Annotated in this window: 23 protein-coding genes; 18 read left to right on the forward strand and 5 right to left on the reverse strand. The window is 56.3% G+C overall.

The annotated features are described in order from the left end of the window. Positions 1-5: 5 nt before the first annotated feature. The 11 genes from PH7735_RS14060 to uvrC all read left to right on the forward strand — a co-directional run bounded on the left by PH7735_RS14060 (position 6) and on the right by uvrC (position 11,277). Entirely contained in the window at positions 6-1,571 is a 1,566-nt protein-coding gene (locus tag PH7735_RS14060; RefSeq protein ID WP_058312030.1) for an L-aspartate oxidase, read from the forward strand. Continuing rightward, on the forward strand, positions 1,568-2,416 hold the full coding sequence (nadC, locus tag PH7735_RS14065; RefSeq protein WP_058312031.1) for a carboxylating nicotinate-nucleotide diphosphorylase: 849 nt from the start codon (positions 1,568-1,570) through the stop codon (positions 2,414-2,416). The genes PH7735_RS14060 and nadC overlap by 4 nt, the downstream gene beginning before the upstream one ends. Before the next feature lie 366 nt (positions 2,417-2,782). Further along, positions 2,783-2,941 (forward strand): hypothetical protein, encoded by a 159-nt coding sequence (locus PH7735_RS20725; RefSeq protein WP_158503237.1) that lies wholly within the window; start codon positions 2,783-2,785, stop codon positions 2,939-2,941. Positions 2,942-3,045: 104 nt separating this feature from the next. Continuing rightward, positions 3,046-3,906 (forward strand): crotonase/enoyl-CoA hydratase family protein, encoded by an 861-nt coding sequence (locus tag PH7735_RS14070; RefSeq protein ID WP_058312032.1) that lies wholly within the window; start codon positions 3,046-3,048, stop codon positions 3,904-3,906. Between the two features lie 31 nt (positions 3,907-3,937). Continuing rightward, entirely contained in the window at positions 3,938-4,462 is a 525-nt protein-coding gene (locus tag PH7735_RS14075) for an SRPBCC family protein (protein ID WP_058312033.1), read from the forward strand. A gap of 164 nt (positions 4,463-4,626) precedes the next feature. Continuing rightward, the gene (locus PH7735_RS14080; protein WP_058312034.1) at positions 4,627-5,556 is read left to right on the forward strand and encodes an ABC transporter ATP-binding protein; all 930 of its coding nucleotides are present in this window, start codon (positions 4,627-4,629) and stop codon (positions 5,554-5,556) included. Continuing rightward, on the forward strand, positions 5,553-6,314 hold the full coding sequence (locus tag PH7735_RS14085) for an ABC transporter permease (RefSeq protein WP_058312035.1): 762 nt from the start codon (positions 5,553-5,555) through the stop codon (positions 6,312-6,314). Before PH7735_RS14080 ends, PH7735_RS14085 begins: the two co-directional genes overlap by 4 nt. A gap of 90 nt (positions 6,315-6,404) precedes the next feature. Beyond that, positions 6,405-7,202, forward strand: coding sequence for a S49 family peptidase (locus PH7735_RS14090; protein WP_058312036.1), 798 nt, complete (start codon positions 6,405-6,407; stop codon positions 7,200-7,202). A 168-nt stretch (positions 7,203-7,370) separates the two neighbouring features. Next, positions 7,371-8,318 (forward strand): calcium/sodium antiporter, encoded by a 948-nt coding sequence (locus PH7735_RS14100; protein WP_058312037.1) that lies wholly within the window; start codon positions 7,371-7,373, stop codon positions 8,316-8,318. 12 nt (positions 8,319-8,330) lie between these two features. Beyond that, on the forward strand, positions 8,331-9,107 hold the full coding sequence (locus PH7735_RS14105; RefSeq protein ID WP_058312038.1) for an SDR family oxidoreductase: 777 nt from the start codon (positions 8,331-8,333) through the stop codon (positions 9,105-9,107). A 295-nt stretch (positions 9,108-9,402) separates the two neighbouring features. Next, a complete protein-coding gene (gene uvrC / locus PH7735_RS14110; protein ID WP_058312039.1) occupies positions 9,403-11,277 on the forward strand; it encodes an excinuclease ABC subunit UvrC in 1,875 nt (624 codons plus the stop codon). A gap of 55 nt (positions 11,278-11,332) precedes the next feature. Here the strand turns inward: uvrC and PH7735_RS14115 are convergent, their stop codons facing one another. Beyond that, a complete protein-coding gene (locus PH7735_RS14115; RefSeq protein ID WP_058312040.1) occupies positions 11,333-13,225 on the reverse strand; it encodes a DEAD/DEAH box helicase in 1,893 nt (630 codons plus the stop codon). Between the two features lie 174 nt (positions 13,226-13,399). On the opposite strand from PH7735_RS14115, the gene pgsA reads away from it, so the two are divergent. From pgsA to PH7735_RS14130, 3 genes are read left to right on the forward strand one after another with little or no spacing between them, the layout of a single operon-like run. Then, complete coding sequence (gene pgsA / locus PH7735_RS14120; RefSeq protein WP_058312041.1) at positions 13,400-14,065, forward strand: CDP-diacylglycerol--glycerol-3-phosphate 3-phosphatidyltransferase; 666 nt, start codon at positions 13,400-13,402, stop codon at positions 14,063-14,065. Between the two features lie 10 nt (positions 14,066-14,075). Then, positions 14,076-14,321: a molybdopterin converting factor subunit 1 gene (gene moaD / locus PH7735_RS14125; RefSeq protein ID WP_058312265.1), complete on the forward strand. Its 246-nt coding sequence runs from the start codon at positions 14,076-14,078 to the stop codon at positions 14,319-14,321. Positions 14,322-14,326: 5 nt separating this feature from the next. Beyond that, positions 14,327-14,770 (forward strand): molybdenum cofactor biosynthesis protein MoaE, encoded by a 444-nt coding sequence (locus PH7735_RS14130; protein WP_058312042.1) that lies wholly within the window; start codon positions 14,327-14,329, stop codon positions 14,768-14,770. 42 nt (positions 14,771-14,812) lie between these two features. Here PH7735_RS14130 and blaOXA read toward each other — a convergent pair whose 3' ends face one another. The 3 genes from blaOXA to PH7735_RS14145 are packed head-to-tail and all read right to left on the reverse strand — an operon-like array spanning position 14,813 to position 17,939. Beyond that, entirely contained in the window at positions 14,813-15,619 is an 807-nt protein-coding gene (gene blaOXA / locus PH7735_RS14135) for a class D beta-lactamase (protein WP_058312043.1), read from the reverse strand. Between the two features lie 60 nt (positions 15,620-15,679). Continuing rightward, positions 15,680-15,994, reverse strand: a complete 315-nt coding sequence (locus tag PH7735_RS14140; RefSeq protein WP_058312044.1) for a hypothetical protein — start codon at positions 15,992-15,994, stop codon at positions 15,680-15,682. Further along, complete coding sequence (locus PH7735_RS14145) at positions 15,981-17,939, reverse strand: OmpA family protein (RefSeq protein WP_233488320.1); 1,959 nt, start codon at positions 17,937-17,939, stop codon at positions 15,981-15,983. Before PH7735_RS14145 ends, PH7735_RS14140 begins: the two co-directional genes overlap by 14 nt. On the opposite strand from PH7735_RS14145, the gene PH7735_RS21040 reads away from it, so the two are divergent. Beyond that, the gene (locus tag PH7735_RS21040) at positions 17,938-18,105 is read left to right on the forward strand and encodes a hypothetical protein (protein ID WP_233488321.1); all 168 of its coding nucleotides are present in this window, start codon (positions 17,938-17,940) and stop codon (positions 18,103-18,105) included. The two genes, PH7735_RS14145 and PH7735_RS21040, sit on opposite strands and share 2 nt — an antisense overlap. Positions 18,106-18,117: 12 nt before the next feature. On the opposite strand, the gene ubiA is transcribed toward PH7735_RS21040, so the two are convergent. Beyond that, on the reverse strand, positions 18,118-19,083 hold the full coding sequence (gene ubiA, locus PH7735_RS14150) for a 4-hydroxybenzoate octaprenyltransferase (protein WP_058312045.1): 966 nt from the start codon (positions 19,081-19,083) through the stop codon (positions 18,118-18,120). Positions 19,084-19,095: 12 nt separating this feature from the next. Between ubiA and PH7735_RS21045 the strand changes: the two genes are divergently transcribed. Genes PH7735_RS21045 through PH7735_RS14165 form a run of 3 tightly spaced genes read left to right on the forward strand, consistent with a single transcriptional unit; the run spans position 19,096 to position 21,166 of the window. Further along, entirely contained in the window at positions 19,096-19,821 is a 726-nt protein-coding gene (locus PH7735_RS21045) for a 16S rRNA (uracil(1498)-N(3))-methyltransferase (protein ID WP_058312046.1), read from the forward strand. Next, a complete protein-coding gene (locus PH7735_RS14160; RefSeq protein ID WP_058312047.1) occupies positions 19,818-20,660 on the forward strand; it encodes a GNAT family N-acetyltransferase in 843 nt (280 codons plus the stop codon). The genes PH7735_RS21045 and PH7735_RS14160 overlap by 4 nt, the downstream gene beginning before the upstream one ends. Beyond that, positions 20,657-21,166: a hypothetical protein gene (locus PH7735_RS14165; protein WP_058312048.1), complete on the forward strand. Its 510-nt coding sequence runs from the start codon at positions 20,657-20,659 to the stop codon at positions 21,164-21,166. The genes PH7735_RS14160 and PH7735_RS14165 overlap by 4 nt, the downstream gene beginning before the upstream one ends. The last annotated feature ends 63 nt before the right edge of the window (positions 21,167-21,229 follow it).

Raw genomic sequence — 21,229 nt, forward strand, 5'->3', positions numbered from 1 at the left:
CGGACATGCAAACCGTGGAAACCGACCGCATCGTGATTGTCGGTGCGGGTTTGGGCGCGCTTTATGCGGCGCTGAAACTGGCACCGCGTCCTGTGGTTATGATTTCGCCGGAAACTCTGGGCGAGGGGGCAAGTTCCGCTTGGGCCCAAGGTGGCGTCGCGGCCGCGATGGATGCTGCGGACAGTGCGCAAAGCCATGCCGCCGATACGGTCAAGGCCGGAGACGGCACGGTTGACCATGGGATTGCAGATTTGGTCACGCAAGAGGCGCGCGCCCATATCCTTGACCTTACCGAGTTGGGCACGCCTTTTGATCGCACCAAAGACGGCGGATACGTCATGTCGCGTGAAGCAGCCCACAGTTTTGCCCGAGTGGTGCGTGTCAAAGGCGATCAGGCCGGCGCCGAGATCATGGCCGCCCTGATCGACAAGGTGCGCCAGACCCCGTCAATACAGGTGCTGGAAGGCACGATGGCAACCGAACTTGAGGTCACAGAGGGCCGTGTCACAGGTATCGCGGTTCAAGCCGCGGATGATTTGCGATCCTTGCCGGTCATGTTGCGTGGTGCCGCCGTTTTGTTGGCGGGCGGCGGGTCAGGCGGGCTTTATGCATTGACCACAAACCCACCACGCATCCGCGGGCAGGTGATTGGAATGGCCGCACGTGCCGGGGCGATGATTGCCGATCCCGAATTCGTGCAATTTCACCCCACGGCGATGGATGTCGGTGAAGACCCCGCACCATTGGCGACAGAGGCCCTGCGGGGGGAGGGCGCGATCCTGATCAATGATCTTGGGGAACGCTTTATGCAGGCCGTGCATCCCGACGCAGAGCTTGCCCCGCGAGATGTGGTGGCACGGGCCATTTTTGCCCAGTCCCAGGCGGGCCGTCGTCCGATGCTGGATACAAGAGACGTGCTGGGAGAGGCGATCAAGACACAATTCCCTTCGGTTGCCGAAGCCTGTGCGCGCAACGGTATTGATCCCGCGGTTGAGCCGATTCCCGTTGCTGCCGCTGCCCACTACCATATGGGCGGGATTGCAACGGACGAGCACGGGCGTGCTTCGCTTGGCAATCTCTGGGTCTGCGGTGAGGCCTCGTCCACCGGTTTGCACGGGGCAAACAGGTTGGCGTCCAACGGCCTGCTCGAGGCGTTGGTGTTTGCCCGTATCTGTGCAGAAGAAATCGCTGAAGTGGTTCCGGAAGGCGCGGCCCCTTTGATCAACCTCGCCTTCGAGGCGGGGGGCAACCCTCCTGATCCGATGGCTGTCAGGACTTTGCGCGAAACAATGACGTCACACGTTGGCGTGGTACGCGACGCATCCGGTTTGAAGACCGCCCTGCGCAAGATTGCGGCGCTTGAAGCGGACTATGGATCAAGCATGTCGTTCCTGAATATGACAGCAACGGCGACTTTGATCGCGGCTGCCGCCCTGACCCGAAAAGAAAGCCGAGGAGCGCACGAACGCTCGGACTATCCAGAAGCGTTTCCAGGCGACGGAGAGCGTTCCCGCCTGACGCTGAACGATGCATTGGCTATACGATCCCAAATTTGTAAGGAAACATCATGAGCTTTGCCAGCATACCGGACCTGATCCTCGAACCGATGATCCGTGCCGCCCTGATGGAAGATTTGGGCAGCTATGGCGACGTCACAACCCGCGCCGTGATTGGTGATGATGTGACTTATGTTGCCAAGATCAATGCGCGTGCGGATGCCGTGGTTTCAGGAATGCAGGTGGCAAGGATTGCCTTTCACCTCGTTGACCCAAGTCTGGAAGTCGAAACCCATGTCGCCGACGGGCAGCACTGCACGGCGGAACAGTCATTGATGACAATCAAAGGGCGCGCGGCGTCGATCCTTTCAGGGGAGCGTGTCGCCCTGAATTTCGCAGGGCGTTTGACGGGTATTGCAACAATGACGGCGTCTTTTGTCGCCGAAACCAAGGGCACCAACACCCGTGTGACCTGCACACGCAAGACGACACCCGGTTTGAGGCTGGTTGAAAAACTGGCGGTGCTGCACGGTGGTGGTTTTAATCATCGTTATTCGTTGTCGGATGCGATCTTGATCAAGGACAATCATATCGCCGCAGCGGGCGGTGTTCGCGCGGTGCTTGAGGCGACGAAAGCGCACGCAAGCCACATGATGGCTGTCGAGATCGAAGTTGACCGGCTGGATCAGCTGGCCGAGGTTCTCGAGGTTGGTGGCGCATCCGTGGTGTTGCTGGACAATATGGACAATGACACCCTGCGCGAAGCGGTTTCACTTGTGGACGGGCGTATGATCACCGAAGCCAGCGGGAATGTCCGACGCGACCGGATCGCGTCAATTGCCGCAACCGGAGTTGACTATATCTCATCCGGGGCACTCACGCATTCGGCCCCGACGATCGATCTGGGACTCGATTTCTAAAAAGGGGTATCTGGCCCCCGTATTTGCCCGAAATGGGTTGGTAGCGCGATGAAGGTCGAGCTGGTCTTTTGCCGCTGATCATCAATCAGGCGCAAGGCACGCGGCACTCCAAATGTCTGGCACCTTCAAGAAAGACCAATGTGCCCGCACAGAATCAATGGCTTCTCTGACAAAGCCTCCAGACCGTCAAAATAGCGGGAGGGGTGAAGGTATGGACAACTGTCCGGGGCGGGTTGTTGCGGTGGTGGAAACAACTTCCTCGGCACCTATGAACTGTTCTGTTTCTTCTGACAGAAATTCCAAATTACTTGGATCGTGGGCCGAAGTTGTTAAGATGTTGCAAAAGCTTTTTTCAGGGGACTTGGTATGAAATCTTTCGTTTTGTTTGCGGCTGTTGCCGCGGCTTTGACTGCGTGCAGCACACCTAAATTCAGCTCACCCGAACTCAACGGTTTGCAAACCAGCTGTAGTGCCGGCGATATGACGGCCTGTTCAGAGCTGGCCCATCGCGTAAAGAGCCAGTGATTTAACGCCAATTAAATGTGACCACACGTTTTCAACGAGTGTTTGTGATTAACTTTGCGTTGTGAGCCAGTTTTCTGCTTACTTTTCAGTAGGGAGGAGAAACCATGTCTCACGTTACTTACGAAAAAGACGGGCGTATCGGGCGGATCATTCTGAACCGCCCTGACGTCATGAATGCCATTTCTATGGAAATGCCGGGGCAGATTGCCGCCGCGGTCGCCGAGGCGGATTCAGATCCTGATATTCACGTGATGGTTCTTTCCGGCGCAGGCGATGCCTTTTGCGCGGGTTATGATCTTATGGCGTTTGCCCAAACGGACGGCCCGAATCCCGGTGTGCAGGACATGCCATGGGATCCGATGAAAGACTTTCAGATGATGTGGGCGAACACGCAGGACTTTATGTCGTTGTTTCGCGCGATGAAGCCTGTGATCTGCAAGGTCCACGGGTTTGCCGTTGCGGGCGGGTCAGACATCGCTCTTTGTGCTGACCTCACGATTATGGCCGAAGATGCGCAGATTGGTTATATGCCTGCGCGGGTTTGGGGATCTCCTACAACGCAGATGTGGGTGTACCGGCTGGGCATGGAAAAGGCCAAACGGATGTTGCTGACAGGTGACAAGATTTCGGGCCGCGAAGCCGCCGACATGGGCCTCGTTCTCAAGGCTGTTCCCGCCGAAACTCTGGAAGATGAGGTCGAAGCGTTGGCCGCTCGGATGGCATCGGTTCCTGTGAATCAGCTTGCGATGCAAAAGATGGTCGTCAATCAGGCCATCGAGGCGATGGGCCTCAATGAAACCCAGCGGTTGGCAACGGTATTCGACGGAATCACCCGCCATTCCCCAGAGGGCATGAACTTCAAAGCGCGCTCTGAAGCCGTCGGATGGAAACAGGCCGTGCGTGAACGCGATGAAGGGACATTTGATTGGACAAGAAACATAGAAATTCCCAAGCCCAACCGCTAGGGTTGTCTGAACATGAAGGAGGACGCCCGAAATGCATATGAGTGACCAGCGCGAGATCGCCGCAACAGTAACCGAAGTTTGGGATGCTCTTTTGAGCGCCGAAACGCTGATTCAATGTGTGCCCGGCGCCAAAGAGCTTACCGGTAATGCCGATGATGGATTCGATGCAACGGTTGTTCAAAAGGTTGGCCCCGTTAAAGCGACCTTCAAGGGACATGTGACCCTGTCCGATCTGGTGGAACATAAGAGCCTGACCTTGACCGGAGAAGGCAAGGGAGGCGCTGCCGGTTTTGCCAAAGGCGGCGCAGACGTCAAATTGACGGAAACCGAAAACGGCACTTTGCTCGAATATGAAGTCGACGCCAAGGTTGGTGGCAAACTCGCACAGCTTGGCAGCCGGTTGATTGACGGCTTTGCCAAAAAGATGGCCGACCAGTTCTTTCAGAATTTGCAAAATGCGCTGGAAGGTCCGGGAGAAGGCGACGCCGATGCGTCCGCAGAAGACGGTGACGAACCCAAGAAAAAAGGCTGGGTCAAACGCTTGACGGGCGGGTAATTCAGGCGCGAAATACGCCAGAACGCGATCGGGTTTGGCGCGCGCAACGATCATTGCGCGCGCAATCGGGCGAGCCCTGCAGAACTGCACACCAAGACCTATTGAAATCGCGGTTTGAACTTTTGGCGGCAATGGTATGTTGTCCATCGAACAGGAGGGGCAGCATGGCAGCCATCGTAGAAATCGAAAACCTGCGCAAAGTTTATGACGGCGGGTTCGAAGCGCTGAAAGGCGTGACACTTTCGATAGAAGAAGGTGAGATTTTGGCGCTGCTTGGCCCCAACGGCGCAGGCAAGACGACGCTCATTTCTACGATTTGTGGCATTACCAACCCCGGATCAGGCGCGGTGCGCGTGGCCGGCCATGATGTTGTGGCTGATTATCGCCAAGCCCGCCGTATGATCGGATTGGTCCCGCAGGAAATCAATCTGGAGCCCTTTACCAAGGTGATCGATACGGTTCGGTTTTCGCGCGGGCTGTTTGGCAAACCGCGCAATGACGCCTTTCTAAAAGATCTTTTAACCCGCTTGTCACTTTGGGACAAAAAGGACAGCCGCACGCGAGAGCTCTCTGGTGGGATGAAGCGCCGCGTTCTGATCGCAAAAGCACTGGCACATGAACCACGGGTTCTGTTTCTCGACGAACCCACGGCTGGCGTTGATGTCGAGTTGCGCAAAGACATGTGGGATATCGTGGCAGACCTCAAGGCGCAGGGCGTGACCATCATTCTAACCACACACTATATCGAAGAAGCCGAGGCCATCGCCGACCGCGTTGGGGTGATCAGCAAGGGAGAGCTGTTGTTGATCGAGGAAAAAGCCTCGTTGATGCAGCGGTTTGGGCAAAAGCACCTGCAGATCGATTTGCAAGAACCGGTTTCGGACATTCCCGAAACACTCGCGAGTTATGGGCTCATCCTTCAAGAAGGAGGGGCGTCTGTTCAGTACAGTTATGACACACGTGGCGAACGCACCGGTATCACGGCCTTGCTAAACGACATCGCCGCTGCAGGTCTGGTTCTGAAGGACATAAAAACCGAAGAAAGCAGCCTTGAAGAAATCTTTGTATCACTGGTCAGCGAGGGCGCAGCATGAACTGGGCAGCAATTTGGGCCATCTACAAGGTTGAAATGATGCGGTTTTTCCGCACATTGGCGCAAAGCTTTATCTCACCTGTGTTGTCGACCTCGCTTTACTTTGTGGTCTTTGGTGCCGCCATCGGAAGCCGTATCGATCAGGTGGACGGGGTAAGTTACGGCGCCTTTATCGTGCCCGGTTTGGTGATGCTTTCTGTTATCACACAGTCAATCTCGAACGCGTCATTCGGGATCTACTTCCCGAAATTCATTGGCACGATCTATGAGCTGTTATCTGCACCAATCAATTTCCTCGAGGTTGTTCTGGGGTTTGTGGGGGCCGCTGCAACCAAGGCGCTTTTCATCGGATTGGTGATCCTTGGAACGTCATCGTTCTTTGTCGATCTCGAAATTCAACACCCCGTTGCGATGATAAGCTTTCTTGTGCTGACATGTTTAAGCTTTGCCCTGTTTGGATTTATCATCGGGATTTGGGCGCAGAACTTTGAACAGTTGCAATTGGTGCCTTTGCTGGTTGTGACCCCGTTGGTGTTTTTGGGCGGATCGTTCTATTCGATTTCAATGTTGCCTGCCGTCTGGCAAAAGATCACCCTTTTCAATCCGGTGGTGTATCTTATTTCCGGATTTCGGTGGTCGTTCTTTGGAACGGCGGACGTGCCTATCGGCCTGAGCCTGTTGGCGATTGCCACGTTTACCTGCCTTTGTCTGGCGGCGATTTGGTGGATTTTCCGGACCGGTTGGCGCATTCGAAACTGACGCGAAAAAAGTCGGGCATTTCTGCCACGCCTACGTGCTTAAATATCGCAAACCTTGTTTGTCCGGCGGCGCGGTTCTAAATCCAAATTCATGAAACGCTGGATACCTTTTACCAAGACCCCGCCAATGGTTGCTGTTGTCCGTCTTTCGGGCATGATCGGTGCAGGCAATCGCGGGGCATTGAATGACCGCGCGCTCGCGCCTCTTTTGGAAAAAGCTTTCAAAAAGGGCAAACCTGCCGCGATCGCTTTGGAAATCAGTTCACCAGGCGGAAGCCCGGTACAATCTTCGTTGATCGGTGCACGTATTCGACGGCTGGCCGAAGAAAAAGAAGTACCGGTTTTCGCCTTTGTCGAAGATGTTGCGGCGTCTGGTGGGTATTGGCTCGCGGCAGCAGCTGACGAGATTTATGCCGATGAAAGTTCGGTTGTCGGATCAATCGGCGTCATTTCGGCCGGTTTCGGGGCGCATGTTTTCCTGTCGAGGCAGGGGCTGGAGCGCCGTGTTCATACCGCCGGAAAATCAAAATCCATGCTGGACCCGTTTCAGCCGGAAAATCCTGCTGACGTAAAACGTCTGAAAGGGATGCTGGAACAAATCCATGCCAACTTTATCAACCACGTCAAAACACGCCGTGGTGACAAGCTGGAGAACCTACCGGATTTGTTCACCGGCGAGGTTTGGGTCGGCAAAGGCGCACAAGAGATGGGACTGATCGACGGGATCGCGCATCTTGTTCCGTTCATGAAAGAAAAGTTCGGCAAGGAAGTGACCTTCCGACGATACGGGATGCGTCGTCCGATGTGGCAACGATTTGGCGCAACTTTTGCGCAAGATGCCGTTGCGGGTATAGAGGAACGCGCCGAATACGCGCGGTTTGGCCTCTAGGTGATATTCAAGATCGTCACACTGTTTTTGGTCGCGATGGGTGTCTTGGCCATGTTTGGCAAGTTGACCTATCCGGGGAAAAAGCGTTTGGACGCGGCCAAGTGTTCCAAGTGTGGCCGTTACAGGATCGGCAAGGGGCCTTGTCCCTGCCAAAAGAAGGGATAAGCGATGGAATGGGCCTTTGCCTGTTTGGGGTTAGGCATTCTGCTTCTGGCAGGTGACTCGCTTGTGCGTGGTGCTGTGAACCTGGCCCTGCGTCTGGGAATTCCCGCCTTGATCGTCAGCTTGACGATTGTGGCATTTGGAACCTCTGCGCCTGAACTGCTGATTTCGATCCAGGCGGTTTTCAAGGGTGTCCCCGGGATCGCCATGGGGAACGTGATTGGCTCGAATACGGCCAATATCCTCCTGGTACTGGGCTTCCCGGCCATTCTGGCGGTCTTGCACACCAGCGGGTGCGAAACCCGAAAATCCTACGTTCAGATGATTGTGGCCACGCTCGCCTTTATTGCGCTGGCCTTCCGTGGGACGTTTGATCTGATCAGCGGCGTCATTTTACTGTCCATGCTTGTCTATATGCTGGTCGATGCGGTCAGAGATGCGCGCGCCCACCGCAAGGAAGGTCGCGATTCCGAGTTGGAAGAACCGGAAGGTGCCGACCCCGACATGCCGTGGTGGAAGATTTGTGTTTTTCTTGTGCTGGGTCTGATTGGTTTGCCACTTGGTGCCGATCTTCTGATCGACGCGGCAGAAGTGATCGCGCGTGATTTCGGGGTCAGTGAAACCGCGATTGGTTTGACACTTGTGGCTTTGGGTACGTCTTTGCCGGAACTTGCGACAACCACAATGGCGGCCCTGCGCCGTCAGGCTGATGTGGCACTTGGCAACGTTATCGGGTCGAACATGTTCAACTTGTTGGCCATCATTGGTGTGACGTCGATTTTGCACCCGATCCCCGTCGCGACCGAGTTCCTTACAATGGACCTCTGGGTCATGTTGGGGGCGTCTTTGCTTCTGGTTCCGTTTGTCTTTTTCAAGCAGGATATCAACCGGGTTTGGGGCGCAGCCTTGACCTTGCTCTATGTGCTCTATGTAGTTGGTGTATTCATCTTCTAGGGGGCATTGGTAATGCGGGCTTTGGTGACAGGTGCTGGCAAACGACTGGGACGCGCAATGGCGCTCTATCTTGCGCAGCGCGGCTATGATGTGGCCGTGCACTATGCGAGTTCCGCAGATGCGGCAGACCAAACCGTAAGCGACATTCAGGCCCTTGGGCGCAACGCCGTCGCGCTTCAGGCGGATTTGCTGGTCGAAGAGGAAACACAGGCATTGTTGCCGGCCGCTGCGCAGGCGCTGGGTGGCCCAATCACCTGTTTGATCAACAATGCATCGATCTTTGAATATGATCGCGTCGAGACCGCGACGCGAACCAGTTGGGACCGTCACATCGAAAGCAATCTGCGGGCTCCTTTTGTGCTGATCCAGAATATGGCCGCGCAGGGGCTGACCGCCACACAAGACGAGAACAACGAACCGCGATCAGTTGGGGTGGTGATTAACATGTTGGACCAGCGTGTTCGCAAACTTACACCCGAGTTCTCAACCTATACCATCGCCAAGATGGGATTGTGGGCGCTGACGCAAACAGCGGCGCAGGGATTGGCACCGCACCTTCGGGTCAATGCGATTGGGCCAGGCCCCACATTGATCGGCGAACGTCAAAGCGAAGCGCATTTTACTGCACAGCGGGCCAATACCGTTCTGAACCGCGGCTCAAATGCTGACGAAATTGTTGCGGCCTTGGGGTACTTTCTGGATGCGCCCGGAGTGACCGGACAACTGCTTTGTGTGGATGGCGGGCAGCACCTTGGATGGCAGACTCCGGACGTGCGTGGCGTCGAATAATCGACCCTGGTCGCGAAAGTTGTGCACCTTTCATGGTTCGGTTACAAAAGCGTTACAAATTTCCTAATGTTATCAATAATTTGGCGGGCGTAAAAAAATTTTCCATTTAAAATCAATACATTAGATAAGCGCCTAAAAATTAGGCAAATTGCCGAAAGGGGCTAGAAACAAGGGGAATTTCCCGATCTGGGAAAGATATCTCCAGACTTATCCACAGAAACGGTGGACATGTTTTGTCTTGCACAGAGGGGGGGAAGATTGCAGCGGCGGCCAAAGAATCATATTCCCTAAAGGGATGACAGATTCTGTAGATACCCCCTCCGACCCCTTGACGGGCTATGCCTGTATTCAGGCCTATCTAAAAACATTGGACGGCTCGCCCGGCGTCTACAGAATGCTGGACGCGCAGGCCCGAGTTTTATACGTCGGCAAGGCGCGCAATCTGCGGGCACGCGTGTCCAACTATGCGCGACCTTCGGGGCATTCCGGGCGGATTGTCCGAATGATTTCGGAAACCGCGTCGATGATGTTTCTCACGACCCAGACCGAAACCGAAGCGTTGCTGCTTGAGCAAAACCTGATCAAACAGCTGAAGCCCAAGTATAACGTTCTGCTGCGTGACGATAAGAGCTTTCCAAATATCCTTGTCAGCCATACCCATGATTTTCCGCAGATCAAAAAGCATCGGGGCAGCAAGAAAGAGAAGGGAAACTACTACGGCCCTTTTGCCAGTGCGGGCGCCGTTAACAGAACGTTGAGCCAGTTACAGCGCGTTTTCTTGCTTCGAAATTGCTCGGACTCTCAGTTCGAGAGCCGCACACGACCCTGCCTTCTTTATCAAATCAAACGGTGTTCTGGCCCCTGTGTCGGCAAGATCAGCGGTGAGGATTACGCCCAAAGCGTCAAGGATGCCGAAAAGTTTCTGTCGGGACGTTCCACCCAGATACAGGAAACACTGGCGGAACAGATGATGGCGGCGTCTGAAGCCATGGAGTTTGAACGGGCCGCAGCCCTCAGAGACCGCATTCGCGCGCTGACACAGGTTCAGACCGCGCAAGGCATCAACCCGCGCGGTGTCGCCGATGCAGATGTGATTGCCCTGCATCTGGAGAATGGGCAGGCCTGTGTGCAGGTCTTCTTTATTCGCGCCAATCAGAACTGGGGGAACAAGGATTTCTATCCAAGGGTAGGGGCAGAGATCGACGAAGCCGAAGTTCTTGAAGCCTTCATGGGGCAGTTTTACGATACAAAGGACCCGCCAAGGCAATTGATCCTGTCCCACGAGATTGAAAACACGGACCTCATGGAAGAGGCCCTGTCGCAAAAGCTGGGTCGAAAAGTTGAAATCCTCGTACCGCAACGAGGAGAGAAAGCCGAACTGGTGGCTGGAGCGTCTCGAAATGCACGCGAGAGTCTTGCGCGCAAGATGAGCGAAACGGCAACGCAAGCCAAGCTGCTCAAAGGCGTTGCCGAAGCGTTTGATCTGGAAGCTCCCCCGCAGCGCATCGAGGTCTACGACAACTCGCACATTCAAGGCACAAACGCTGTGGGTGCCATGATCGTGTCCGGCCCCGAAGGGTTCATGAAAAACAGCTATCGCAAGTTCAACATCAAAGGTGATGACCTCACCCCCGGGGATGACTTTGGTATGATGAAAGAGGTGCTGACGCGTCGCTTCAAACGATTGCTGAAAGAAGATCCAGAGCGCGCACAAGGCATGTGGCCGGATCTGTTGCTGATCGATGGGGGCGCTGGCCAGGTCTCGGCAGTTGCCGAGATCATGCGCGAATACGGTGTTCAGGATATCCCGATGGTAGGGGTGGCCAAAGGTGTGGACCGTGACCACGGCAAGGAAGAGTTCCACCGCATCGGCGAACGCCCTTTTGCGTTACGGCGCAATGATCCGGTTTTGTATTTTGTGCAGCGGATGCGGGATGAGGCGCACCGCTTTGCCATTGGCACTCACCGTGCAAAACGGGCCAAGGCCGTGGGGGCCACACCGCTTGATGATGTACCGGGTGTTGGCGCAACTCGGAAACGCGCTCTGTTGGCGCATTTCGGCTCTGCAAAAGCCGTCGGGCGTGCAAACCTTGCTGACCTGAAAGCGGTTGATGGCATTTCGGGCGCATTGGCCGAAACGATTTACGACTATTTCCATGAAAAAGGGTAGGGACCTGCGCCCCTACCCCTAGTGTTGGTTTGAAACCATCAATGCGCGCAACCTGTTAAGGTTTGCGCCGCTTGGGCGCGCCACCGCCACCCTTGGCTGCGTTCGCGGCGCGTGCCTTGTTTTTCTTGCTGTTGGCCTTGCCTTTGGGGGGGGGCGGGCCTTTGGGCTTGGAGCCGGATTTGTTACGCGGCTTCGCGGCGCTCACGACGCCATCGGGGCGCGTGGTTTCTGGTTTGTGTGAACGCTTCTCACGTGGCCCGTCCGACGATCCGGAGTTGGACGACTTGCGATGCGGGGGCTTGTCGCGCGACCCTGTGAACTGGCGCGGTTTCGGCCTGCCACCACCACGGGGACCACGGTCATCCGGAAGGTCAGGCGCCTTGTCGAGGCGCGTCAGTTTGGCGTTATTCTCAACCGTCATGCCCGGGCCGACCTGGGCCAGAAAACCATCAACGCTGGTTTTCAAAATCTGAACATAGCTCAGATCCTGACGCACGCGAATGGCGCCAATGTCGTCTTTAGAAAGGCCGCCAGCCTTACACAACATCGGTAAAATGCGACGGGGTTCAGCACCGGCATCACGTCCACCTTCGATTGAGAACCAAACGCTTTCGCCAAATTCGGCTTTGGGGCGTGGTTTGTTGCGTTCCTGATTGGCAGGAGACAACTCCTCAGGTGCAGAGTGACGTGTTTTGTAAAACCGCAGATAGGCCGCAGCGATTTGTTCCGGTGCAAAGCTTTCCAGCAGACGAGCCACTGTGGCGGATTCACCTTCGGTGATTGCATCACTCCAGACGCTATCGGCCATCATGCGCTCTTCATCGCGCTGGTTGACGGCATCTGCAGAAGGCGCCTCACACCATTCCGGTGTCAGTTTGGCACTCTTCAACAGGCGCTCGGCCTTGCGGGTGAACTTTGGTGGCACGATCAGGGCACTGACACCCTTGCGTCCGGCACGACCCGTCCGGCCCGAACGGTGCAGCAGCGTTTCATGGCTGTTTGGCAATTCGGCGTGGATCACAAGATCAAGATTTGGCAAGTCGATGCCGCGCGCAGCAACATCTGTGGCCACGCAAACGCGCGCACGACCATCCCGCATCGCCTGAAGCGCATGGGTGCGTTCGGCTTGGGACAGTTCGCCGGACAGGGCAACCACGGGGAAGCCGCGGTTGGAAAGACGTGTTGTCAGGCGGTTGACCATCGCACGGGTGTTGGCAAATACGATGGCATTGGGGGCCTCGTAGTACCGCAGAACGTTGATGATCGCGTTCTCACCGTCACGCGGGGACACTTGCATGGCACGATAGGAAATATCGGCGTGTTGTGTCGTCGTTGACGTCGTCTGGATGCGCAGGGCATCGCGCTGATAGCTTTTGGCAAGCGTGGCAATGTCTTTGGGAACGGTCGCCGAAAACAGCAGTGTTTGGCGATCATCAGGTGCTTCGCCCAGAATAAACTCGAGATCTTCGCGGAAACCGAGATCAAGCATTTCATCAGCTTCATCAAGGACAACGGCGCGAATGGCACTCAGATCGATCGAGCCGCGCATGATGTGGTCACGCAAACGGCCGGGCGTTGCCACGACAAAATGGGCACCACGTTCAAGGGCGCGGCGCTCATCGCGCATGTCCATACCACCGACGCAGGATGCGACGACAGATCCGGCACGGGCATAAAGCCAAGCAAATTCACGTTTGACCTGAAGGGCAAGTTCGCGGGTTGGGGCGATGATCAGGGCAAGAGGGGCAGAGGCGCGTTCAAGCTGGTCAGCGTCGCCAAGTACGGTCGGAGCAATGGCGAGGCCGAAGCCTACTGTTTTACCCGAACCGGTTTGGGCGGAGACAAGCAGATCGCGACCTGCGAGTTCTGGGTCGGAGACGGCTTCCTGAACCGGAGTTAGGGCGTCATATCCACGATGCGCGAGGGCATCGGCAAGAGGTTGTTTCACGGAGGCGGCTTTCGTTTCTAAGAGATCGAGGGCAGATGCGGTTCACCAGCACCAAGTGCCCCAAGCTTCTTAGGCGGGGCCAAGGCATCCGTCTAACCTCTTTACCCTTGAATGTATAGGGGTTGGCGCAGATGGATACTTCCCCCTGCGGGACAGACAGGTTAGGTAGACATCATGACCTGGACGATACCGAATATTCTTTCGCTGCTTCGCCTGATCGCAGCCCCTATGGTGGCCGTGATGTTCCTGTATTTCACACGGCCTTATGCGGACTGGTTCGCATTGTGTTTATTCGTCGTTGCCTCCGTAACGGATTGGTTTGACGGATATCTTGCGCGCTCTTGGGGGCAGGAAACCAAAATGGGCGCGATGATAGATCCTATCGCGGACAAGGCGATGGTCTTGATTGCCCTGATGGTGATTGTGGGCTTTTCAAACGAGCACTGGACACCGTGGCTTGTTTTGCCTGCGACAGTGATTTTGTTCCGCGAAGTGTTCGTATCCGGTTTGCGCGAATTTCTGGGCGATGTGGCCGGAACCCTCAAGGTGACCAAGCTTGCCAAGTGGAAAACCGCGACCCAGATGGTGGCGATTGCATTCCTCTTTGGGCAGGGCGTGTTCGAGCATTACCTCGGCATGTCATCGTGGGGCATGGATCAGGCGCTGGTTGACCAGATCATGCTCGGCGAAGTCGAGGACACACAAGGTCTTTTGTGGAAATTCAACGGTATGATCTGGACGGGCTGGATTGGTATCGTGCTGTTGTGGATCGCCGCAATCCTGACCGGTGTCACCGGAGTGGATTATTATCTCAAAGCGCGACGACACCTGAAGGATTAAGACCGTGACGATAACTGTTCTTTATTTTGCATGGGTGCGGGAACGCATTGGTCTTCCGAAAGAAACGGTCGAGACCACCGCCGCAACCGTTATGGATCTGGTTGAGGAATTGCGCGCACGCGAAGAGCGTTATGCGATGGCCTTTTCAGATCTCTCGGCCTTGCGCGTCGCTGTGGATCAGGACCTGACCGAGTTTGACGCAACTCTCGACGGGGTGCGTGAGGTTGCCTTCTTCCCGCCCATGACCGGAGGCTAAGGCGGATGCGTATCGTTGTTCAATCTGCTCCGTTTGATTTTGGTGCGGAGGCTCAAGGCTTTGCCAGCGGCCATAAAGACATGGGCGCGATCGTAACATTCACGGGCGTTGTGCGGGATCTGGAAGGCGATACACTGGACCGGATGGTGATCGAGCACTATCCGGGCATGACGGAAAAGGCTTTGGAAAAAATCGCGACCGAAGCCATGTCGCGCTGGGGACTGGGCGATGCCTTGGTAATCCATCGCTTTGGAGAGCTTCGCCCCGGTGACATGATCATGATGGTTGCGACGGCCGCACCGCATCGCGTTGATGCTTTTGATGCCGCAGAATACCTGATGGACTATCTCAAATCCCGCGCGCCTTTCTGGAAGCAGGAATTTACCTCCGATGGCGGGGCTTGGGTGGCTGCCAAGGACGAAGACGAAGACGCGCTCAAACGCTGGTAAACGACGGCGAACGCTATCTGGCCCCATCCTACAGCGTTCAGATCAGAATATCCCGAACGTGCTCAGGAACTCATAAGCAAGCTGTTTGCGCAGTTTCGCGTCCGAGCGGGAATGTATGTCGATGTTAAGCGCGAACACGTAGAATTCGTCCGACCGTTCGACCCACCCGACGTACCAACCCAAATCCGGTGAAGGCGTGTTGGTCCAGCCCGACTTGGCATAGAGTGTCGACCGGCCTGAGTGGTCCGTTCTGAGAATATCCCGCACAGCCTTTTGTGTTTTGGACGAGATGGGCAAGGTTTCCTGCGCCAAAGAGGTAAGGAAACGGACCTGTTCAAGTGCGCTGATCTCGAGCGGACCTTTGAGCCAGAAATGCTCGACATCCGTGCCGGTCTGTTGGTTACCGTATGCGAGAACCTCCAGATACCTTTGGTACTGGCCAAGACCAACGCGGCGCGCCACTTCTTGAAATACTGGAACATTGGACACGCGGATTGCCTCGCGCAGAGACATATCTTTCTCCCACGCCTTAAAGGGCTGGGGTTTGCCGCCGTAAGGCACGACTTCGTTCTCATCCGCCACAACCCCGAGATCAAGCGCGATCAGGCTGTTGGCGACTTTGAAGGTGGATGCGGGGATGAAACGGGTGCTGGCCCGGTTTGCACCCACAACTGTCAGGGTGTCTGCGGACACATCATAAAGAACAAAGGTGCCATCCGTGGTGTGGTTGCGAAAAACCTCTTCGAGATCGTCGCGATAAATCGTGTCCTCCGCAAAAAGCGGAAAGGACCACATCCAGAAAAGAACAAACAAACCGGCCAGCTGAAGCCGTTCAATAATAACGTTCATGGCTGGAAAAGTAGCAGAGGGCACCCGCACGGGCCAGATCAGCCCGCACAAACAGAGAAATCAGTTCTCGATTTGGCTGCGCAACTCTTCGGCTTCATGGCGCGCGTCGCGCAGGCCTTCCATTGCGGCGGCCAGTTCTGCCTCTGTCTGTGCCAACTGATTGGTCAACTCTGCTTCGCGCTGTTGAAGATAGGTGATCGCCTGATCCCGTGTTTCTTCGGCTTCGTGCAATTCCTGTCCCATCTGCTCAAGCTGATCTACATCCGCCTGCGACACGCGCGTAAAGCGATGGATGAGCCAGTTCGCGAACCAACCCAGGCAAAAGGCCACGAACAAGATGGCTGCGGTCACAAAGATAAAGTTAATTCGCGTCATCTTGAGGGGTCTCCTGCTGCGTCTCGCCGGCAGATTGCGTGCTTGAAGCTTCGTTTTGTGGATCTGCCGCACCGGAACGGGCGTCCACTTGAGGGTCGGCACTGGTCGTATCGCCAGTTTCGGCAGGGGGTTCTGGCGACGCCTCTGTCTCTGGCGATGCCTCCTGCGTTTCCGGAGTCGCCGCATTTTCCGCAGCAGCAGCGGCGGCCGCCGCGGCCTCTTGCGCTTCAAGAGTTGTCGGCTCTTCCTCGACCGGCTTTGGGCGGATCAGGACAAATTCAATACGACGGTTTGCTTCACGACCTTCTTCGGTGTCGTTGTCGTCAATAGGCTGGCTTTCACCATACCCTTTTGCCGTGAAGGTCGAGGTCAGCAAACGCCGTTCGGCCAATGCGTTCAGAACCGATTGTGCCCGTGTTTGCGACAGGGCCTGATTCATTTCTTCGCGACCTTGGCTGTCGGTGTGTCCCTGAATCTCGAGCCGGATTTGAGAACAGTCTTTCAAAACGGTCGCGATCTTGTCGATCACCGGAGCAGCACTGGCATCTAGTGTGCCGGAACCGGGTTCAAATACGATCTTGTCGGACTGAAGGATCGTTTTGATCATGCTTTCGCATTCATCCGGTGTTGGCAGCTGAGCCACAGGATCGAGCGCTTCGACATATTTCACGTCAATGCTGAAATGATCCGTTTGGGACAGCTTTTCCGCAAGGGCGCGAGCAATATCTGCATTTGCGTCGGGTTCACCTGTTGTACCGCTCACCGCGACAGAGTCGGGCGTTACACGCAAGACCCCGTTATGGAGATGCGACAGGGCGTCCAGACCCGCCATGACGCGCACGGACCAAGTCATTGGCAGCGTTTCATCAAGGCGTGCTGCCATATGAACGGTGCCACTGCCAAATCGTGCGTGGGCATAGCTTTCAGCAGTGTTGCGGGCGATCTCGTTTTGCAAACGGCCTCGCAACTGGAGCAGCCCTTCGGGGCTTAACGTTGCTGTAAATTCAGGTGTCGTATCGTCGGCTTCGACAATCACCGGCAAGGTAGAATGCAGTGCAAAAACGTCAGGCAAAGAGGTTTCCATCTCGCCGACCACACGATCAAACAATCCTTGCTCTGTGCCAGTGCGCGCTACAAGAGTGACGTCGGCATCTGAAAAGGTAACCGATCCACCACCAAGGGTTTTGAGGCCCCCAATCGCGATCTCGGCTGCCTGAGACCAAGTTGGTGTCGGCACGCCCAGACCGATGGTACAGGTCGCCGGACCTTCGAGGCCGGCATCGGCTGCCGCCTTGAGAATACGCTGGCGTGATTCTTCGCTTTCGGCAGAACAGGCGTCAAATCGCGTGCCTTCATCATCAATCAAAAACCGCAGCGTAAAGGGCGTGATAACCGGACGCGGCGCCGAGATGTTCAGGACGATATCAATGGATGCCGGGGCACGGCGGCGCAGGTCGTTTTCAAGTTCCTGACGCTGTGCGGCGCTGTCGCTTGTGGCTGTCACAGCGACGCGGCCAGCTTCGACCGAAATCTTGGCGCGGGGAAGCAATTCCAAAGCCGAAAGTGCAAACCCGACAGCCGCATTCCAGCCTTCGGGTGACGAATAATCCGCAGCCTCAAGAAAGTCGGTCACTTTGGGAGTGCCCGACAAGCCTGCCAGCTGATCACGAATACGCGTGCGATTTGCGTTCTCGGGGATCAATCCGATCAGCTGGATTCCAGCGTCATTTCGAAGGATCTCAACGGAAAAGCGTGGCGGCCCGATATCGATGCTGGCCTCGACCTGCATGTTGTCGATCACACGGGCGGTGTCCACGATCTGACCAGCTGCCGAGATGGCCTTGAAACGATCAGCTTCGGTTGGTGCGACGCCGGTGATAAACACGCGCAGGCCTTCGGTGTGCACTTTCGACCACGTCATACCCTGCTGGTGCAGGTTATGCATGACTGATCTCCGCGAGCTTTCTTCGATCATGTCGGCCGAGAAACTGGCGGCAACAAGACTCAGAATAGCAGCGGAAGAAAAAGTCGTACCTATGATAAGTAGTGAGGACAGGCGCATTCTTCGCGGTCTTTTATTGGGCGTTTCTTGGCTTGATACGACGCTGTGACCGGGACTGCAATCAAAGGAAGCAAGCAGCGGCGAAAAACAGCAAAGGGATAAAACCGGTGTCCCGGTTGGCGCGGAACAGCATCATCAGAAGGTGATTGTCCTCAGTATCCAGTTTGCGCATCTGCCATTGCATGTGCCATCCCATCGCCCAAGGCCCCGCCAAGGCGACCACCAAAGACAACGGGCTGCGGTCTAGGCAGGCCAGCACAACGGCAAGCGCCATCAGGGAAACGGTGGCGATCAAAAAGCCCTGCAACCATTGCGGGGTTTTCTCTGCAAACAGGCGGGCGGTTGATTTGACGCCGATCAAAGCATCATCTTCGGTGTCCTGATGGGCATAGATCGTGTCGTAAAATAACGTCCATGCAATCCCCGCGAGATACAGCACAACAGCGGGCCATCCAAGGCTGCCCGTGTGGGCGGTCCATGCCAGCAGAGCCCCCCAATTAAAGGCGATGCCGAGAAACACCTGTGGCCACCAGGTAAAGCGCTTTGCAAACGGGTAAACCGCGACGGGAACAAGTGACAGCACGCCAAGCAAGATGGCAGATGTGTTGAAGGTCAAAAGAACGCAGAGACCAATCAGGGCCTGCACCACCAGCCAGACGGCGGCCTGTTTCGCGCTCACCTGACCTGACGGTATCGGACGAGAGCGGGTGCGTTCGACCTGAGCGTCAAAATCGCGGTCTGTGATATCGTTCCATGTGCACCCTGCACCCCGCATCACGAAGGCTCCGATGGCGCATCCCACGGCGATCCACAGATCAAACCAGCTGTACTGCCCGTCTGACAACATTGCCAACAACAGCGCCATCCAGCAGGGCAACAGCAGCAGCCATGTTCCAATGGGACGGTCCGCACGGGACAGACGCAGATAGGGGCGCGTCGCCGCCGGAGCGAGATGATCAACCCAGTTCCCGCGAACTGCGTCGGAAACTTGGCCTGCGGGCTCTGGCGTTGTGGGTGTGTCGACCATATGTAGGTGTCCATGAAACAGGCAAAAGTCAGATTGTATGTAGAACAACCGTTGGCCAAAGGGCAATCGGTTCCTCTTGATCGTGATCAGGCGCACTATCTCTTTGGGGTGATGCGCATGGGGCCGGGTGATCCGGTTCTTCTGTTTAACGGTCAGGATGGCGAGTGGCGATGTATCGTCGCCAAAGCAGGCAAACGCGCGGGCGAGCTGGTGTGCGAAGAGCAAACCAAGCCGCTGCAGATGCCGCCGGATTTGTGGCTGGTTTTCGCACCGATCAAAAAGGCGCGCACCGATTTCATCGTCGAGAAGGCCGCAGAGATGGGGGCCGCACGCATCATGCCGGTCCAAACCGCGTTCACAAACTCGGAACGTATCCGGCAGGACCGTTTGCAGGCGCATGCCGTCGAAGCCGCAGAACAATGTGGTGGCACCTATGTGCCCGAGGTGACCGACCTTCAAAAACTGGATCGTCTGCTTTCAGACTGGCCCGAAGACCGCCAATTGATGTTTTGCGACGAAGCCGAAGTGGGCAGCGCAAAAAGGCTTGGCAGTGCAAGCGGCGACAAATGGGCGATCCTGATCGGTCCCGAAGGCGGTTTTTCGGATGCCGAGCGTGCGCGTTTACATGCGCATCCCAATGCACATGTCGTTGCCCTTGGCCCTCGTATCTTGCGGGCCGACACGGCGGCGGTGGCGGCCATGGCCCTCTGGCAGCAGGCATTGGGAGACTGGAAATGATCCGCAAGGCGGACCCCGAGGATATTCCCGCGATTGTCGCCTTTCTGGAGCGCCACATCGAAACCTCGATGTTTCTTTTGGGGAACCTTGAGACCTACGGGTTGGACAACCGCGAACACCCTTATGGCACAGCCTTTTTCCTGCGCGAGACCGGTGATGGTATCACTGGTGTTTTCGGGGCATCGAATGGCGGATTGTTGATGTGCCAACTTCCCGGCATCGGTCGCACAGAGGCGCAAACCTATGCGCATCTGCTAAAGGGCTATACGTTGCGCGGTATGACGGGCGCCCATGATCAGGTTGCAACCATTCTGGATGCGTTGCCTATCAAGGAAAATGCGTGGAAGGCCAATACTGTTCAGCCTCTCTATGCGCTGTCTCTTGATGCGCTTCCTGAAGTAAATGTCGAAACCCGTGCGCCGGAAGAGGCGGATCGTGGCATGCTGGAAGCGTGGTTCGCGGCCTATTCTGCGGACAATGCGATTGCCGCCAGCTTTGCACCCGAAACCTTGGCCGAGACGGCGATCAAAGGGGGGCGCGTGCGCCTCATGCTGGAAGACGGGGTGCCGGTTGCGATGACAGCTATCAATGCCCATGCAGGGGCCGCAGTGCAGGTCGGGGGTGTTTTTGTCCCATCGGATCTGCGCGGGCAGGGGCGCGCTGGTCGCGTGGTTGCTGCCCATCTGGCAGACCTGCACGGCGAAGGCGTTTCGCGGGCGATTTTGTTTGCGGCGTCGGCGGATGCAGCAAAGGCTTATGAAAAGATCGGCTTCGAATGGGTCGGTGATTACCGTGTTGCGCTTTTGGCCGAGCCTCAGACCTTGGGAGACCCCACATGAACTTTGTCCGTCCCGAGGCCCAGAAAGTGGTGCGGCAATGGCGCGAGGTCCTGATTGGTGCTGCAGTCCTGATTCTGGGGCTGTATTGGGCCAGCGGGTTTGGCCTTCTGAAATGGATTGGCGCGGTTGTGGCGATTGCAGGCGGGGCCATGATCGTGGCTGGCATCCAAAGGGCAAGGTTTCGAGGCAAACTCGGTGGGCCGGGGCTGGTGCAGGTGGATGAACGCGAGATCACCTATTACGGGCCGCTGGACGGCGGTGCGGTTGCGATTGACGAAATGACCGGCTTGTCTCTGGATGCGCGAAGCGATCCTCCGGTGTGGGTGTTGCGTCAGCCATCGGTTCCCCCGTTGCATATCCCCGTGAATGCCGAAGGCACAGATGCCTTGTTCGACGCCTTCGCTGCGTTGCCGGGCATTCGCACCGAGCATATGCTGGCTCAACTCAAGGCAAAACCGGATCACCCTGTCGTGATCTGGTCAAAACAGGCCGCACGGCTGCATTGACACCACTCGCATTTCGCATCACCACTGACCAGACATGCGCATCCAACAGGATCGGAGACTAAG

Origin of the sequence: Shimia thalassica (assembly GCF_001458215.1) — a bacterium.
Taxonomy (GTDB): domain Bacteria; phylum Pseudomonadota; class Alphaproteobacteria; order Rhodobacterales; family Rhodobacteraceae; genus Shimia; species Shimia thalassica.

Excerpts from the sequence above, each read along its gene's own strand:
- PH7735_RS14140 (WP_058312044.1), bottom strand. The coding sequence starts at position 15,994 with ATGACGCGAATTAACTTTATCTTTGTGACCGCAGCCATCTTGTTCGTG.
- pgsA (WP_058312041.1), top strand. The coding sequence starts at position 13,400 with ATGACCTGGACGATACCGAATATTCTTTCGCTGCTTCGCCTGATCGCA.
- PH7735_RS14090 (WP_058312036.1), top strand. The coding sequence starts at position 6,405 with ATGAAACGCTGGATACCTTTTACCAAGACCCCGCCAATGGTTGCTGTT.
- nadC (WP_058312031.1), top strand. The coding sequence starts at position 1,568 with ATGAGCTTTGCCAGCATACCGGACCTGATCCTCGAACCGATGATCCGT.
- PH7735_RS14080 (WP_058312034.1), top strand. The coding sequence starts at position 4,627 with ATGGCAGCCATCGTAGAAATCGAAAACCTGCGCAAAGTTTATGACGGC.
- PH7735_RS14060 (WP_058312030.1), top strand. The coding sequence starts at position 6 with ATGCAAACCGTGGAAACCGACCGCATCGTGATTGTCGGTGCGGGTTTG.
- PH7735_RS14160 (WP_058312047.1), top strand. The coding sequence starts at position 19,818 with ATGATCCGCAAGGCGGACCCCGAGGATATTCCCGCGATTGTCGCCTTT.
- PH7735_RS20725 (WP_158503237.1), top strand. The coding sequence starts at position 2,783 with ATGAAATCTTTCGTTTTGTTTGCGGCTGTTGCCGCGGCTTTGACTGCG.
- PH7735_RS14100 (WP_058312037.1), top strand. The coding sequence starts at position 7,371 with ATGGAATGGGCCTTTGCCTGTTTGGGGTTAGGCATTCTGCTTCTGGCA.
- ubiA (WP_058312045.1), bottom strand. The coding sequence starts at position 19,083 with ATGGTCGACACACCCACAACGCCAGAGCCCGCAGGCCAAGTTTCCGAC.
- blaOXA (WP_058312043.1), bottom strand. The coding sequence starts at position 15,619 with ATGAACGTTATTATTGAACGGCTTCAGCTGGCCGGTTTGTTTGTTCTT.
- PH7735_RS14165 (WP_058312048.1), top strand. The coding sequence starts at position 20,657 with ATGAACTTTGTCCGTCCCGAGGCCCAGAAAGTGGTGCGGCAATGGCGC.
- PH7735_RS14130 (WP_058312042.1), top strand. The coding sequence starts at position 14,327 with ATGCGTATCGTTGTTCAATCTGCTCCGTTTGATTTTGGTGCGGAGGCT.
- PH7735_RS21045 (WP_058312046.1), top strand. The coding sequence starts at position 19,096 with ATGAAACAGGCAAAAGTCAGATTGTATGTAGAACAACCGTTGGCCAAA.
- PH7735_RS21040 (WP_233488321.1), top strand. The coding sequence starts at position 17,938 with ATGACTGATCTCCGCGAGCTTTCTTCGATCATGTCGGCCGAGAAACTG.
- PH7735_RS14075 (WP_058312033.1), top strand. The coding sequence starts at position 3,938 with ATGCATATGAGTGACCAGCGCGAGATCGCCGCAACAGTAACCGAAGTT.
- PH7735_RS14105 (WP_058312038.1), top strand. The coding sequence starts at position 8,331 with ATGCGGGCTTTGGTGACAGGTGCTGGCAAACGACTGGGACGCGCAATG.
- PH7735_RS14145 (WP_233488320.1), bottom strand. The coding sequence starts at position 17,939 with ATGCATAACCTGCACCAGCAGGGTATGACGTGGTCGAAAGTGCACACC.
- PH7735_RS14085 (WP_058312035.1), top strand. The coding sequence starts at position 5,553 with ATGAACTGGGCAGCAATTTGGGCCATCTACAAGGTTGAAATGATGCGG.
- PH7735_RS14070 (WP_058312032.1), top strand. The coding sequence starts at position 3,046 with ATGTCTCACGTTACTTACGAAAAAGACGGGCGTATCGGGCGGATCATT.
- uvrC (WP_058312039.1), top strand. The coding sequence starts at position 9,403 with ATGACAGATTCTGTAGATACCCCCTCCGACCCCTTGACGGGCTATGCC.